Origin of the sequence: Acinetobacter equi, assembly GCF_001307195.1 — a bacterium.
GTDB lineage: Bacteria > Pseudomonadota > Gammaproteobacteria > Pseudomonadales > Moraxellaceae > Acinetobacter > Acinetobacter equi.
Genome location: NZ_CP012808.1, coordinates 890,366 through 905,864 on the forward strand (window position 1 = coordinate 890,366; position 15,499 = coordinate 905,864).

Here is a 15,499-nt window from a genome sequence, read left to right on the forward strand (position 1 = left end):
CGGAATATGGTTGCTGATTGTTTTTCAAATTTTTATTAAGTTTTATACGCGCTGTTCTTTCTTCTAGTTGGAAGATTTTTGTTGAGCCTATCTAGTTTCTAGATAGGCTCTTTTAATGTTACTGATAGATATTGCTGAAATTATTTTAATAAAAATATAACAATAATAGGAATGGATATTCCTTTATATTTACAAAAGATGAAAATAAAGAAGATTGGTAAAGGAATGAGAAAAAAATTGATAAATATATTTGACCAGCACCAAGAAATTACAGCTCGAATAGTAGATAGAATGCCTAAAATAGTGCAAAAATCATTGGTTGAATTATTATCTTATCCCTATCAATATCCCAATTTAGATTCTTTTATTCAATGTATGCTCGCAGCACAATATAGACGAGGATATAAAGGGTTAATAAATGGAAGCATTGTTCAATCTAGGATTCAATTTGAGCAACAAATGCAAAGGATTTCATCTCATAAAACATATATAAGTAAGACTGAAGACATTCATTTACCACTTCAAAGTGGAACACTTTTAGCTAGACATTACCAACCTGCACCTCATAAAAAGCTACCTATGGTGGTTTACTATCATGGTGGTGGATTTATTTTAGGAAGTATTAATACACATGATGAGGTTTGTCGATTACTTGCGAAATATGCTCAAGTCCAAGTGTTAAGTATTAATTATCCATTAGCTCCTGAATTTGGATCTAATCAAATTATACAAATATGTGAGGATGCATTGGCTTGGACGTATCAAAATAGAAAAAATTTAAAAATATTAAAAAGTAGAATTGCTGTGGCTGGTGATAGTGCTGGAGGAAATCTTGCGACGGTTATTGCGCAAAAAACTAAATTAAAAAAACATGCACCTCGGGCACAATTGTTAATTTATCCAGTTACCGACTTTGCACGGAGATATCCTTCCTATTATGCATATAAAGATGGATTAATTCTTACGTCTGATGATGTTGATATTATGATCTCTGAGTATGCAAAAAAACACGATATGTCTTTAAGCCAACCAAATATTTCACCTTTATACGGAGATCTTAAAAAATTAGCACCAACATATATAGTTACAGCAGAATATGATGTATTGCATGATGAAGGAGAGATATATGCAAATTTACTACAGCAAAAAGGTATAAAAGTTAAATATGTGAATTATGACGATCAAACACATGGCTTTATTAATTTAACGCCAATATCAAAAAAAGCTAAAAAGCATACGATACAAATGTTTAAAGATTTCCGTAAATTCTGGAATAAGCAAGAAGGCTATTTTTGGAATATTTTTTAGGTGGCATATAAAGTGCTACTTTTTTGAATTAAATGATGATTAACATAAAGTGTATTATGGATTATTGATCTTCAAAGTTGATTAATGCTTGAAGTTTCAAGAAAGAACATTACATACCTAAATATATTGATATAAAAAAGATGGTGAGAAACTCATGTTGAAAAAAATACTATTAACTGGAGTGCTAGGTAGTACTTTATGTGCAAATGTACTCGCAGCGAATACTTTGGTAACAATGACAACAAATAAAGGGCCAATCGAAATTGAGCTTTATAATGATAAAGCGCCAATATCTGCAAAAAATTTTGAAGAGTATGTAAAGTCAGATTTTTATAAAGATACTATTTTCCATCGTGTTATTCCTGGATTTATGATTCAAGGTGGTGGCTTTGATGATCAAATGAAAGAAAAGCAGACACGAGCACCAATTAAAAATGAGTCTTACAACAATTTATCGAATACACGTGGCACTTTAGCGATGGCTCGCACAAATGATCCAAATTCGGCATCAAGTCAGTTCTTTATTAACTTGGTAGACAATACTTATTTAGATAAGAATGCGCGAAATGATGGTTATGCGGTATTTGGTCGAGTTGTAAAAGGTATGGATGTAGTTGATGAGATTGCTAAAACTCCAACTCGAAACTATGCCATGCATCAAGATGTACCAGCTCAAGCTATTAAAATTGAGAAAGTTGAAATAAAACAATAGAAATAAGTCAAAATTAAATAAAAAATTATATTTTTTAATTTTATGTTTGGTTTCATTAACTTATGTACATATTGGTTTAATAATGAATCAAAACAGTGCATAAAAATAAAACACTCAATATTTTTATGCACTCAAAGGGGTTGCAAAGGTTTTAAAATCCTCTAGAATGCACCCCATACCGACGAGATACACGGTGATGAACGAAGCGGATCGCTGAGTTATCAAGTGTTTTGAGTCCAGCTTCTAGCATTGACGAGATGTTAGAAAGATCATTAAGAGATTATGAAGAACAACTTGTGTGGATTTTTACTAGTTGATCAATCGAATATATTTTCATTGATTGAATGGTAGAAATTACTCGAAGTTTATTTGAGAAATATTTGTCAGAAAATTGATGAGCCAAGATTGGTAGCCATAAGCTACTACTGATTTTAAACTGAAGAGTTTGATCATGGCTCAGATTGAACGCTGGCGGCAGGCTTAACACATGCAAGTCGAGCGGGGGAAGGTAGCTTGCTACTGGACCTAGCGGCGGACGGGTGAGTAATGCTTAGGAATCTGCCTATTAGTGGGGGACAACGTTTCGAAAGGGACGCTAATACCGCATACGCCCTACGGGGGAAAGCAGGGGATCTTCGGACCTTGCGCTAATAGATGAGCCTAAGTCGGATTAGCTAGTTGGTGGGGTAAAGGCCTACCAAGGCGACGATCTGTAGCGGGTCTGAGAGGATGATCCGCCACACTGGGACTGAGACACGGCCCAGACTCCTACGGGAGGCAGCAGTGGGGAATATTGGACAATGGGCGCAAGCCTGATCCAGCCATGCCGCGTGTGTGAAGAAGGCCTTTTGGTTGTAAAGCACTTTAAGCGAGGAGGAGGCTACTTGGATTAATACTCTGAGATAGTGGACGTTACTCGCAGAATAAGCACCGGCTAACTCTGTGCCAGCAGCCGCGGTAATACAGAGGGTGCAAGCGTTAATCGGATTTACTGGGCGTAAAGCGTGCGTAGGTGGCCAATTAAGTCAAATGTGAAATCCCTGAGCTTAACTTAGGAATTGCATTCGATACTGGTTGGCTAGAGTATGGGAGAGGATGGTAGAATTCCAGGTGTAGCGGTGAAATGCGTAGAGATCTGGAGGAATACCGATGGCGAAGGCAGCCATCTGGCCTAATACTGACACTGAGGTACGAAAGCATGGGGAGCAAACAGGATTAGATACCCTGGTAGTCCATGCCGTAAACGATGTCTACTAGCCGTTGGGGCCTTTGAGGCTTTAGTGGCGCAGCTAACGCGATAAGTAGACCGCCTGGGGAGTACGGTCGCAAGACTAAAACTCAAATGAATTGACGGGGGCCCGCACAAGCGGTGGAGCATGTGGTTTAATTCGATGCAACGCGAAGAACCTTACCTGGTCTTGACATACAGAGAACTTTCCAGAGATGGATTGGTGCCTTCGGGAACTCTGATACAGGTGCTGCATGGCTGTCGTCAGCTCGTGTCGTGAGATGTTGGGTTAAGTCCCGCAACGAGCGCAACCCTTTTCCTTATTTGCCAGCGGGTTATGCCGGGAACTTTAAGGATACTGCCAGTGACAAACTGGAGGAAGGCGGGGACGACGTCAAGTCATCATGGCCCTTACGACCAGGGCTACACACGTGCTACAATGGTCGGTACAAAGGGTTGCTACCTCGCGAGAGGATGCTAATCTCAAAAAGCCGATCGTAGTCCGGATTGGAGTCTGCAACTCGACTCCATGAAGTCGGAATCGCTAGTAATCGCGGATCAGAATGCCGCGGTGAATACGTTCCCGGGCCTTGTACACACCGCCCGTCACACCATGGGAGTTTGTTGCACCAGAAGTAGGTAGTCTAACCGCAAGGAGGACGCTTACCACGGTGTGGCCGATGACTGGGGTGAAGTCGTAACAAGGTAGCCGTAGGGGAACCTGCGGCTGGATCACCTCCTTAACGAAAGATTGACGATTGGTAAGAATCCACAACAAGTTGTTCTTCATTATGATGTATCTGAGGGTCTGTAGCTCAGTTGGTTAGAGCACACGCTTGATAAGCGTGGGGTCACAAGTTCAAGTCTTGTCAGACCCACCATGACTTAGAAAGGTACATTGAATCTAAATGATAAGCTGGGGACTTAGCTTAGTTGGTAGAGCGCCTGCTTTGCACGCAGGAGGTCAGGAGTTCGACTCTCCTAGTCTCCACCATGTATTTGAATGAATACATAGTAAGCAAACAGTTGGATAGCTTATAGAGCTTAGTGATAAGGTGGCGTATAATGCGCGGCATTGTTATTAATCTCTGTGATTTATCACAGTTGACTGCGATCTGACGAAGACGTAGTGAATCATTAACAGAATATATTTGAGTTGAAATAATTTGTTCATACTCGTTAAAAGGAAGACTAAAGAAGTAATTCTGAAGTTGACTGATTAAATGAGTTACTAGCGAAATTAACTGAATCAAGCGTTTTGGTATATGAATCTAATTGAAGCTGTACTGTAGTTAAATCTACAAAACTCTAACTGTGGCGATTAAGTTCGCAACGCAACATTTTCACTTGTAGGAAATGGGCGACTGTTTGGGGTTGTATAGTCAAGTAATTAAGTGCATGTGGTGGATGCCTTGGCAGTCAGAGGCGATGAAAGACGTAATAGCCTGCGATAAGCTCCGGGGAGGCGGCAAATATCCTTTGATCCGGAGATTTCTGAATGGGGAAACCCACCTAGTATAAGCTAGGTATCGTAACATGAATACATAGTGTTACGAGGCGAACGAGGGGAAGTGAAACATCTCAGTACCCTTAGGAAAAGAAATCAATTGAGATTCCCTCAGTAGCGGCGAGCGAACGGGGAACAGCCCATTAAGTTATGTGTGTTTTAGTGGAATGCTCTGGGAAGTGCAACCATAGTAGGTGATAGTCCTGTACACGAAAGGGCACACATAATGATGTCGAGTAGGGCGAGGCACGTGAAACCTTGTCTGAATATGGGGGGACCATCCTCCAAGGCTAAATACTCCTGACTGACCGATAGTGAACCAGTACCGTGAGGGAAAGGCGAAAAGAACCCCTGTGAGGGGAGTGAAATAGATCCTGAAACCGCATGCATACAAGCAGTGGGAGCCGACTTGTTCGGTGACTGCGTACCTTTTGTATAATGGGTCAGCGACTTATATTCAGTAGCAAGGTTAACCGCATAGGGGAGCCGTAGGGAAACCGAGTCTTAATAGGGCGTTTAGTTGCTGGGTATAGACCCGAAACCAGGTGATCTATCCATGAGCAGGTTGAAGGTTGGGTAACACTAACTGGAGGACCGAACCCACTGTCGTTGAAAAGCCAGGGGATGACTTGTGGATAGGGGTGAAAGGCTAATCAAACTTGGTGATAGCTGGTTCTCCCCGAAAGCTATTTAGGTAGCGCCTCGGACGAATACCATTGGGGGTAGAGCACTGTTTCGGCTAGGGGGTCATCCCGACTTACCAAACCGATGCAAACTCCGAATACCAATGAGTACTATCCGGGAGACAGACTGCGGGTGCTAACGTCCGTAGTCAAGAGGAAAACAATCCAGACCGCCAGCTAAGGCCCCAAAATTATAGTTAAGTGGGAAACGATGTGGGAAGGCATAGACAGCTAGGAGGTTGGCTTAGAAGCAGCCACCCTTTAAAGAAAGCGTAATAGCTCACTAGTCGAGTCGGCCTGCGCGGAAGATGTAACGGGGCTAAAACTATATGCCGAAGCTGCGGATTTGCAATTTATTGCAAGTGGTAGGGGAGCGTTCTGTAAGCCGATGAAGGTGGATTGAGAAGTCTGCTGGAGGTATCAGAAGTGCGAATGCTGACGTGAGTAACGACAAAACGGGTGAAAAACCCGTTCGCTGAAAGACCAAGGGTTCCAGTCCAACGTTAATCGGGGCTGGGTGAGTCGACCCCTAAGGCGAGGCCGAGAGGCGTAGTCGATGGGAAATTGGTTAATATTCCAATACTTCAGTATAATGCGATGAGAGGACGGAGAAGGTTAAGTCAGCCTGGCGTTGGTTGTCCAGGTGGAAGGTTGTAGGCATGTATCTTAGGCAAATCCGGGGTACTCTATGCTGAGAACTGATAGCAAGCTAGTTTACTAGCGAAGTGGCTGATACCATGCTTCCAGGAAAAGTCTCTAAGCTTCAGTTATACTGGAATCGTACCCTAAACCGACACAGGTGGTCAGGTCGAGTAGACCAAAGCGCTTGAGAGAACTCTGCTGAAGGAACTAGGCAAAATGGTACCGTAACTTCGGGAGAAGGTACGCTGTTGTTGGTGATAGGACTTGCTCCTTGAGCTGATGACAGCCTCAGAAACCAGGCCGCTGCAACTGTTTATTAAAAACATAGCACTCTGCAAACACGAAAGTGGACGTATAGGGTGTGATGCCTGCCCGGTGCTGGAAGGTTAATTGATGGGGTTAGCGTAAGCGAAGCTCTTGATCGAAGCCCCAGTAAACGGCGGCCGTAACTATAACGGTCCTAAGGTAGCGAAATTCCTTGTCGGGTAAGTTCCGACCTGCACGAATGGCATAATGATGGCGGCGCTGTCTCCAGCAGAGGCTCAGTGAAATCGAATTCGCCGTGAAGATGCGGTGTACCCGCGGCTAGACGGAAAGACCCCGTGAACCTTTACTGCAGCTTGACATTGAACTTTGATCTTACTTGTGTAGGATAGGTGGGAGGCTTTGAAACCGAGACGCTAGTTTCGGTGGAGCCAATCTTGAAATACCACCCTGGTAATATTGAGGTTCTAACTCTGCTCCATTATCTGGAGCGAGGACCATGTCTGGTGGGTAGTTTGACTGGGGCGGTCTCCTCCTAAAGAGTAACGGAGGAGTACGAAGGTGCGCTCAGCGTGGTCGGAAATCACGCGTAGAGTATAAAGGCAAAAGCGCGCTTAACTGCGAGACCCACAAGTCGAGCAGGTACGAAAGTAGGTCTTAGTGATCCGGTGGTTCTGTATGGAAGGGCCATCGCTCAACGGATAAAAGGTACTCTGGGGATAACAGGCTGATACCGCCCAAGAGTTCATATCGACGGCGGTGTTTGGCACCTCGATGTCGGCTCATCTCATCCTGGGGCTGAAGCAGGTCCCAAGGGTATGGCTGTTCGCCATTTAAAGAGGTACGCGAGCTGGGTTTAGAACGTCGTGAGACAGTTCGGTCCCTATCTACCGTGGGCGCTGGAAATTTGAGAGGATCTGCTCCTAGTACGAGAGGACCAGAGTGGACGAACCTCTGGTGTACCGGTTGTGACGCCAGTCGCATCGCCGGGTAGCTATGTTCGGAAGGGATAACCGCTGAAAGCATCTAAGCGGGAAGCCTACCTCAAGATAAGATTTCCCTAGGACTATATGTCCTCTAAAGAGCCGTTGAAGACTACGACGTTGATAGGTTGGATGTGGAAGCATAGCGATATGTGAAGCTGACCAATACTAATTGCTCGTGAGGCTTGACTATACAACACCCAAACAGTTGTTGTATCAAGCATCAATTGATTCACAAATAATCAAAGAAACTTGATTTAGTTCTAAAGCTAGATACAATGAACACCTTAAATTAACTCAGATATACCTGTTAATAACTCATTTGAAGAAAGCTAGGCATCTAAGTAAGACCATAGCAAGTAATCATAAACAGTTGTGCTGGCGACAATAGCAAGAGTGAACCACCTGATCCCTTCCCGAACTCAGAAGTGAAACCTCTTAGCGCTGATGGTAGTGTGGGGTTACCCATGTGAGAGTAAGTCATCGCCAGCTCATTAATTCTAAAACACCCCCTTCAGATGAAGGGGGTGTTTTTTTATGTGAAAAAATAAATGAAAGAAATTTAAGGAATAAGAAAGGCATTAATATGTAAATTATTAATCTTTTTTTATTCATTAATGTGTTTTTATTTATAATGAATAAGAATTATCCGATCTCAATAATAGATTTTGTAATCTATTAAATGGTTTTTAATATATTGAAATTAAAAATAAAAAAAATATAAAAAGATGAAATTAAAAAATACTAAAAGTTAATATTATTAATATAACACTCGAATGACTAAGCATTTATTAACAGAAATTGGATAATTTTTTATATATGTTTTCTTCTACATAAAAATAATATTGAGTAGGAAACAATAATATGAAAAGACATCAATATCTATATACCATTTTATTCAGTATAAGTTTTATAGTGGGCCTTTCTGGTTGTAAAACTGGTAAGGATAAAGAAGCATCAACAGCATCAACAGCATCAACAGCATCAACAGCATCAACAGCATCAACAGCATCAACAGCATCAACAGCATCAACAGCATCAACAGCATCAACAGGATTAATACGAAATTTTAAGGTCAATAATATTGCTAGTTTTGATAATCCATGGGCAATGGTTGAATTACCTGATCAGCGGTTATTAATTACAGAAAAAGATGGTAAATTACAATTATTTAATCCACGAGATAATAAAAAACGACCTGTATTGGGTGTACCTAAAGTTAAGAATGAAGGTCAAGGAGGATTAGGAGATATCCAATTACATCCTAATTTTATTCAAAATCAATGGGTATATTTAAGCTATGCTGAATCAGATCCAGAATTTCCTCATCTATTAGGGGCAGTTGTAATTCGTGCAAAGTTAGATTTGTTAAATAATAATCCAAGGCTGGTTGATATTCAAAAAATATGGACTCAAGTTCCTAAATTTACAGGAAGTGGACATTATTCACATCGAATTATTTTTGATCGTGATGGTAAATTATGGATTAGCTCTGGTGAGCGACAAGAATTTACACCTGCTCAAGATATGAATTCAAATGCAGGTAAAATTATTCGATTAAATGATGATGGGACTTTGCCAACGGATAATCCATTTCAAACACAAGGGGAAATTGCGAAACAAATTTGGACGCTTGGGCATCGTAATGTTTTAGGTTTAGCATTTGATTATCGTCAGCAATTGTGGGCAGCAGAAATGGGACCTCAAGGTGGAGATGAGTTAAATTTAATTGTTAAATCTGCGAATTATGGTTATCCAATTGTTTCTGAGGGTGTTCATTATGGAGGTTCTTCTAATACACAACCAGATTTTTTAAGACACGCAGATAGACCAGAATTTAGAGCACCAGAATTATCTTGGACACCTGTTATATCTCCTGCTAGCCTAATTTTTTATAAAGGGAGTGTATTTCCACAATGGAAAAATAAAGCAATTTTAGCGGGATTGAGTTCTAGAAGTATCGTTATTGTCGATACAGAGACTCGTCCAGTAAGAGAAATTCAGCGTATTCCAATGAATAGTCGAATTCGTGCTGTTATTGAGTCGAAAGATGGTACGCTTTGGGTCTTAAAAGATAAAAATCTAAGCCCATTTAATCTTGTAAAAATAGTACCTAAGTAATTTAAAATTAGTAAATAAGTACTCTGAAAATTTAATGCTTAGAGTGAGTTTGAAGAGTACATTTATAAATTATATTAATATTTTCTGCTTAATATTATGGATATCTCTATAAATTTGATTAAAAAGTAGCTAATATTCAAATTCTTATTATCATAAAAATAGAATCTAGTGTTTGAAATTACGATACAACTTTGTGGGGGAATTGGTCTTTTTTTACTTGGAATGACTTTAATGACAGATAGTCTAAAAGCTCTAGCAGGTGAAAAATTGCGTTTATGGCTGAGTAAATTTACTGGATCACCAATAAAAGGTATGTTTTCAGGAATTGGATTTACTTTAGCTGTACAGTCATCAACGGCAACAACTTTAGCGACAATTGGTTTTGTAAGTGCTGGTGTACTTACTTTTAGTCAAGCTATGGGGGTGATTGTTGGTGCAAACATTGGCACGACGAGTACAGGTTGGATGGTGGCTTTGTTAGGAGTCAAATTTTCAATTACTAGCTTTGCCTTACCATTCATAGCATTAGGTGCAATTTTAAAACTTTTAACACATGGAAAATTTGCTCTTCTTGGCTTATGTTTAGCTGGATTTGGCCTTATATTCTTTGGAATTGATCAATTGCAAATTGCCATGGCAAGTGTTGCACATCATGTTGATCTTTCAGTATTTACAACAACTAGTTTTTTATCAAAATTGCTATTGGTTTTTATTGGTTTAGTGATGACGATTCTTTTACAGTCATCTAGCGCAGCTATTACAACAACACTAGCAGCTCTAGCTGGTCAAGCTATTCAGTTAGAACAAGCACTCATGTTAGTGATAGGACAAAATATTGGTACAGTTGCTACAGCAATTTTAGCTGTTATAGGTTCAACTGCTAATGCAAAAAGAACAGCAGCTGTTCATGTTTTATTTAATGTGATGAGTGCCATAATCGCATTTTTTATTTTATTACCTTTATTTGTTTGGCTTTATGATTATATTCCGATAATTCATTTTTTAGATCATGTGATTATTGTTGCCGCATTTCATACGGCTTTTAGTGTAGTAGGTGCATTATTTTTTATGCCATTTTTAACAAAATTTGGTCGTTTAATTATTTATTTTATTCCTGATAATCAGAAAGAGCGGACAGAATATTTAGATCAAGCAAGTTTATCTGTTCCTGCTTTAGCAATTTCTACTGCGGAACGTGTACTTTTTTTAAATTTATATGATCAGCTTTGTATTTTTCGAAATGCATTAACAGATGGGACTCTAGTGACAGAAAATAAACTTAGAGATTTTGATAATTTAATAAGTGATTTGGATCTTTATTTAGAAAAAATAGCATTACCAGAGTTAATAGAGGATCGGGAAAAATTGATATTTTTATTACGCCTTGCTGTATATATTCGAGTATTACGCAGTGACTTAGATGATTTAAATTATGCGCTATCCATTCGGGCACAACCTAAAATTTTTCAAGTAGCACTCGATTACGTAAATATTCTAGATCATTCTTTAAATGAACTATTTGTACAAAGAAATCAATTAAAAGTAGAAAACTTTCATGAAGAATTATTAAGTTTAAAACAATGGGCTGATGAACATCGTAAAGAAACGAGAGAGAAAATTATTGAGTATGTTCAATTAAATAAACTGAGCGCTGCGAGAAATCTAGATTTACTTGCAGCACAACGTTGGTTGGATCGGTTAATTGCTCATACACAAAGATTAGCTAATGTGATGAGTGAAAAATCCACTGTTTTATCATCAACAGTTGGAGTTTCTGCATACGAGCATGAACATTTGTCATCACAATTTACTGATTAATTTTTATTTGAAAGAGGTATTAACTGTTCATCACTCTGTGAATATAACTCATCTAATTTATGAAAAACTATAAATGCTTGAATAAAATTAAGAGAGTTTTCTATAGAGAATTGAACTTCAAAATCATCTGAACCATCTTTATAATTAACAGCATATAATATTGGAATTTCGAAATTATTATTTTCAAAAAGATTTAAATCTTCAGAGTCATCTTTAAATCGATATAATTTTTTAATCAACATTGAATGCTCGATAGTTCCTTTACATATTGAACGAGCATTTATAAATTTACTATTTTGTCTAACTTCATTATCAGAATTTGTGGGATCAATTTGTTGAATGTTTATAAGACCAATGCCTCTTGTAGAAAATAGTCTAGTATTAGGTGCATTTAGTTTATGAGACAGAGGGCTATTATTCACTTTGTTTATATATAAGCCTTTAACTGTTTCAATTACTTTGGGGTGATTACAAATTAATTCATGAGCTGTATCATTATTAAAAACGTTACAACCCTGAATAAGTAAAAGTGAGGCAATTAGATTAATTTTGAAAAAATTATTCATTTGATATAACCATTCATATAATGTATTTGAAAATGAAATTGATTTTTAAATATAATAAAGTATGAAAAACAACATAAAAACTTGTATAAAAAATATGAAAATTTGTATTTTAAAGAGTTTTTGACAACCGGTTAGACGTAATTTCCAGCTTCTATTAGCTTTATCTATTGGCATTAATTTTAGAGTAATTAAGCTTTGATCGAGTTCTTTTGTAAGCGAGTCGACATTAGAATAATCTATTTTTTTTGAAAGGTATTGTAATAGTTTCGCATCAAAAATAACGCGTATAGAAACATAATGATGAAGAAGTCCAATTAAAATTGCACAAATACACAAAGTTAAATTTAAAATATTAATATCTTGTTTAAATATCAATAAAAATAGACTAAAAAATAAAAAGCCATATCCAGCAATAAGTAAACTATAGCTTGAATGAAATAACTTTGATAAAACAACGAAATGCATTTTCATTCTTTTTGTCCATTTATATACTGTATATAGAGATTAATTTGTTCAATTTGGGTGGGTTTTAGAACAATCCAAGGTCGATTTTTTCGAATAATTAGGATTGCTTCATCTATATTTTGAGCGATTTTATTTTTGATTAACCATGCAATTAGTATAGATGTGCTTCTAGAATAACCGAGTGCACAAAAAATAAGAAGTTTATTATTTGATTGAACATTTAATAGTTGTTTTTGCCATAATTGATCAAATTGTTGAACGGCTATATCTAATTGTTTAAGTTGTAATACAGTCAAATCTAAACTGAAATAGGATTGATAAGATTGCATATTTTGAGAGAGTGGTAATTCAGCACAGCAGTCAAATAGGGCGTTATAGTATTGGCTATTCTTTAAACTTGGAATACGGCCTAAAAATATATCAATATTTTGATGTTGAATAATAAAAGAATCTTCGGGGTGTTTTTTTGTCCAAATACGACTATTTAGCCAAGCAAAACATAAATAAGGTGCATATAAAATAAGTGCAGCAATGGTGATTTTTCCATTTTTTTGCTTTTGAAATAACTGTGGTCGTACTGTGATATATGCCAAAGAAACTAAGCATAAACTAAGTGCAGGATATAAAAGCCAAAGTACACTATTTCGGAAAAAGAGGGCTAAAGTAATCAGCAATATTGCACCAATAACATAATATAAGGCTAATTTAAAATGCTGAGATGTTCTTTGTTGAATAGATGATTGAAATGGTGATGTTGTTGAGATTGGAAATAGCCATAAACATAAAGCTCCAACAAGAATACCAGTTGGAATATCAATAAAATGATGCTGCCATGTTGTTAATACTGAAATACCAATAAGCAATGACCAAAAATCTACAAGATATTTCCAGTGATTTTGAACATGCCGACGATAAAAATCCCAGAGAATAACCAATAAAACAATATGTAGTGACGGTGCTTGATTAAAAGGCTTATCAAAACCCATTAGTACATCAAACCAAATTCCAAAAAAACCGTCTAATGGTGGGCGTTCAAAAGAGAATTTAAGTGGAAATAATAAAAAGCAGCTAACAGCAATAATTTGGGCTAAAAATAAACGTAAAGTCTGTTGTTTTAGTTCAAATTTATTCCAACAGAGTAACAACGATAATCCATAAAATAGATCGATAGACCAATAAGGAATAATAGTCCAAGACCAAAGCGGAATATTTTTTTCCCATTCAAATACAAGGCTAGGAACATTAGTTAAACTTGCTGCATATTGATTTGCAAAGCCATATGTTAAAAAAAAGAATGGGGCAAGAAACACCAATGCTACTAAGCCCCATTTCCATGTTCCAGCTTCTTTATTTGGTTGCAATATACTTTTTATGCCCATAAATGATGGTATCCATTTTTGTTATTGTAAGGCTAAGTTGCCTATTAGAAAAAGCAACTTAGCTAGATGAAAAATTAAATTTTTTGTGCAACAGATACCGTGAAAATTCCGTATTCATCTATACATTGATCGACTTTTTTAAAGCCAGCATTTTCTACTAATGTATCCATTTCTGCCTGTGAGCGTAAACGCATGACCCATGCTGAGCCTTGTCGATGGGAGGTTAGTGCACGTGCAATAAACTCTTGCTGAGGATGCCAAATTTGACCTGTATAGATAATATAGCCACCTTTTTCCATTGCAGAATGAATACCGCTAAGGGACTGTGTAATCAGCGCATTTTCATTGAATAGTTCATATAATCCGGAAATGACAACTAAGGTTGGTTTAGGCTTTACAGCAGCTAAAGATGCAGCATCAAAAGCATCTCCTAATATAAATTGAGCAATATCATTAAGTTCACGTTCAGCAATCATTTTCTGTCCAGCTTGAACATTGATGTCACTATAATCTCGTAACAAAATAGAATGTGGACGTTTAGGAAGCTGATTTACAGCATCTAAAATATAACGACCATGACCTGCAGCAATATCCATAATTCTAATGGTTCGGTTTTGTTGATTGAGCTGTTCAACATATTTTCTTAAGAGCTGCTCAATATGTTGCTTTCGAACACGGATACCACGCCAACCAATCGCATTAAGATATTGTTGATCAATAATATTTCCAAGTGGATTACTACTTTCTGGTTGATTACGGTAAACAAAATCAAGGGTACTACCAGAATCATAGCCAGTATCTTCACCAATTTTTAAACCCTGAGAAAATTGGCTACCAAATTTCAAATTACTTTTGATGAGTTGCCATACTTTATTTTTAATTGAGTTTTCAGGTAATGGGCTACTGAGTTCTTCTGCAATTGCACAACTAAAGCCAATTTTATCTGCATTTAATAAATCAGGTTTTTGATAAGGTTCAGTGAAGCATTGCTGAATAAAGCGATGAATTTTTTGTATTGCTATTTCTCTATGCTTTTCACCTAATGTGTCATGGAAAAAGCCTTCTAAAAGATGAAATTCTTTTTTAGGATGAGGAAGCTTTTCATAAAATTCACGCTGTGGTTTTTGAAAGACGACAAAGTCATTTCCAGAGCTTAAAACTTGCGTTGGGACATAAATATGGTAGGCATCATTTACGATTCGTTTTGATGCATCATATAAGCCTAAAAGCATTCGGACTGAAATTGCACGGGCAATTAAAGGGTCTTGTTCATATGATTTTGCACGTTCAATATCATGGGTCAGCATATTTGCTTTGACATAACTTTGAATAAAAAAATTACCCTTAAGTTTATTGAGAGTTCTTAAGCCTGTTTCTGCAAAAGGTACATATAATTTAATATCAAAAGCAGGAGAGGCAAGGCACAATGCACGAAGTTTAGGGGCGTAATCATGTACCCATGTAGCAGCTAAAACAGCACCAACACTTTGTGCTATAACAGCAATATTCTCTGTTGAAATTCCATATTGTTGTTCAATATGTTGTATAAAATATTGAATATCTTTTACACAAGCTGAAAAACTGGGTGCATCACCTCGTTCACCAGGGGAATGCCCATGACCACGAGCATCCCATGCAAAAAAATCAAACTCAGGTAAGTTTAGTTCTTGAACTAAATGTGCCATTCGACCTGAATGTTCATGACCGCGATGGAAAAGTACAATCGCTTTTTTATCATTAATATTTTGTGAACTTTCCCAGTGTTGATAATACAATTCAGTGCCATCAAAACTGCAAAAGGTATGTTGAGAATTTTTATACAT

8 protein-coding genes, 2 tRNA genes and 3 rRNA genes are annotated in these 15,499 nt (G+C 37.5%); 9 read left to right on the forward strand and 4 right to left on the reverse strand.

The genetic code is table 11. The features are described from left to right. Positions 1–225 precede the first annotated feature (225 nt). From AOY20_RS04120 to AOY20_RS04160, 9 genes are all read left to right on the forward strand, one after another. Entirely contained in the window at positions 226–1,308 is a 1,083-nt protein-coding gene (locus AOY20_RS04120; RefSeq protein WP_054582534.1) for an alpha/beta hydrolase, read from the forward strand. Positions 1,309–1,462: 154 nt separating this feature from the next. After that, on the forward strand, positions 1,463–2,020 hold the full coding sequence (locus tag AOY20_RS04125) for a peptidylprolyl isomerase (RefSeq protein WP_054580685.1): 558 nt from the start codon (positions 1,463–1,465) through the stop codon (positions 2,018–2,020). Positions 2,021–2,453: 433 nt separating this feature from the next. Beyond that, a 16S ribosomal RNA gene (locus tag AOY20_RS04130) occupies positions 2,454–3,991 on the forward strand. Between the two features lie 61 nt (positions 3,992–4,052). Further along, positions 4,053–4,129, forward strand: a tRNA-Ile gene (locus tag AOY20_RS04135). Between the two features lie 37 nt (positions 4,130–4,166). After that, positions 4,167–4,242, forward strand: a tRNA-Ala gene (locus tag AOY20_RS04140). A gap of 386 nt (positions 4,243–4,628) precedes the next feature. Beyond that, positions 4,629–7,520: ribosomal RNA gene (locus tag AOY20_RS04145) — 23S ribosomal RNA — on the forward strand. Between the two features lie 184 nt (positions 7,521–7,704). Then, a 5S ribosomal RNA gene (gene rrf, locus AOY20_RS04150) occupies positions 7,705–7,819 on the forward strand. Together the 16S, 23S and 5S rRNA genes with 2 tRNA genes alongside form the textbook arrangement of a ribosomal RNA operon. 372 nt (positions 7,820–8,191) lie before the next feature. Continuing rightward, positions 8,192–9,448, forward strand: a complete 1,257-nt coding sequence (locus AOY20_RS04155; protein WP_081403357.1) for a PQQ-dependent sugar dehydrogenase — start codon at positions 8,192–8,194, stop codon at positions 9,446–9,448. Positions 9,449–9,616: 168 nt separating this feature from the next. Next, the gene (locus AOY20_RS04160) at positions 9,617–11,266 is read left to right on the forward strand and encodes a Na/Pi cotransporter family protein (RefSeq protein ID WP_054580686.1); all 1,650 of its coding nucleotides are present in this window, start codon (positions 9,617–9,619) and stop codon (positions 11,264–11,266) included. Here AOY20_RS04160 and AOY20_RS04165 read toward each other — a convergent pair. The 4 genes from AOY20_RS04165 to AOY20_RS04180 all read right to left on the reverse strand — a co-directional run bounded on the left by AOY20_RS04165 (position 11,263) and on the right by AOY20_RS04180 (position 15,499). Next, a complete protein-coding gene (locus AOY20_RS04165; RefSeq protein ID WP_054580687.1) occupies positions 11,263–11,832 on the reverse strand; it encodes a hypothetical protein in 570 nt (189 codons plus the stop codon). The genes AOY20_RS04160 and AOY20_RS04165 overlap by 4 nt on opposite strands. Positions 11,833–11,877: 45 nt before the next feature. After that, positions 11,878–12,303 carry a hypothetical protein gene (locus AOY20_RS04170; protein ID WP_054580688.1) on the reverse strand — a complete coding sequence of 142 codons (426 nt, stop codon included), beginning with the start codon at positions 12,301–12,303 and terminating at the stop codon, positions 11,878–11,880. Further along, positions 12,300–13,676, reverse strand: a complete 1,377-nt coding sequence (locus AOY20_RS04175) for a phosphatase PAP2/dual specificity phosphatase family protein (protein ID WP_054580689.1) — start codon at positions 13,674–13,676, stop codon at positions 12,300–12,302. The genes AOY20_RS04170 and AOY20_RS04175 overlap by 4 nt, the downstream gene beginning before the upstream one ends. 74 nt (positions 13,677–13,750) lie before the next feature. Then, entirely contained in the window at positions 13,751–15,499 is a 1,749-nt protein-coding gene (locus AOY20_RS04180; protein ID WP_054580690.1) for a bifunctional alpha/beta hydrolase/class I SAM-dependent methyltransferase, read from the reverse strand.

What these genes read in the sequence shown, in the direction of transcription:
- AOY20_RS04120 (WP_054582534.1), top strand. Translation starts at nt 226, where the DNA reads ATGAGAAAAAAATTGATAAATATATTTGACCAGCACCAAGAAATTACA.
- AOY20_RS04125 (WP_054580685.1), top strand. Translation starts at nt 1,463, where the DNA reads ATGTTGAAAAAAATACTATTAACTGGAGTGCTAGGTAGTACTTTATGT.
- AOY20_RS04155 (WP_081403357.1), top strand. Translation starts at nt 8,192, where the DNA reads ATGAAAAGACATCAATATCTATATACCATTTTATTCAGTATAAGTTTT.
- AOY20_RS04165 (WP_054580687.1), bottom strand. Translation starts at nt 11,832, where the DNA reads ATGAATAATTTTTTCAAAATTAATCTAATTGCCTCACTTTTACTTATT.
- AOY20_RS04170 (WP_054580688.1), bottom strand. Translation starts at nt 12,303, where the DNA reads ATGAAAATGCATTTCGTTGTTTTATCAAAGTTATTTCATTCAAGCTAT.
- AOY20_RS04175 (WP_054580689.1), bottom strand. Translation starts at nt 13,676, where the DNA reads ATGGGCATAAAAAGTATATTGCAACCAAATAAAGAAGCTGGAACATGG.
- AOY20_RS04180 (WP_054580690.1), bottom strand. Translation starts at nt 15,499, where the DNA reads ATGTATAAAAATTCTCAACATACCTTTTGCAGTTTTGATGGCACTGAA.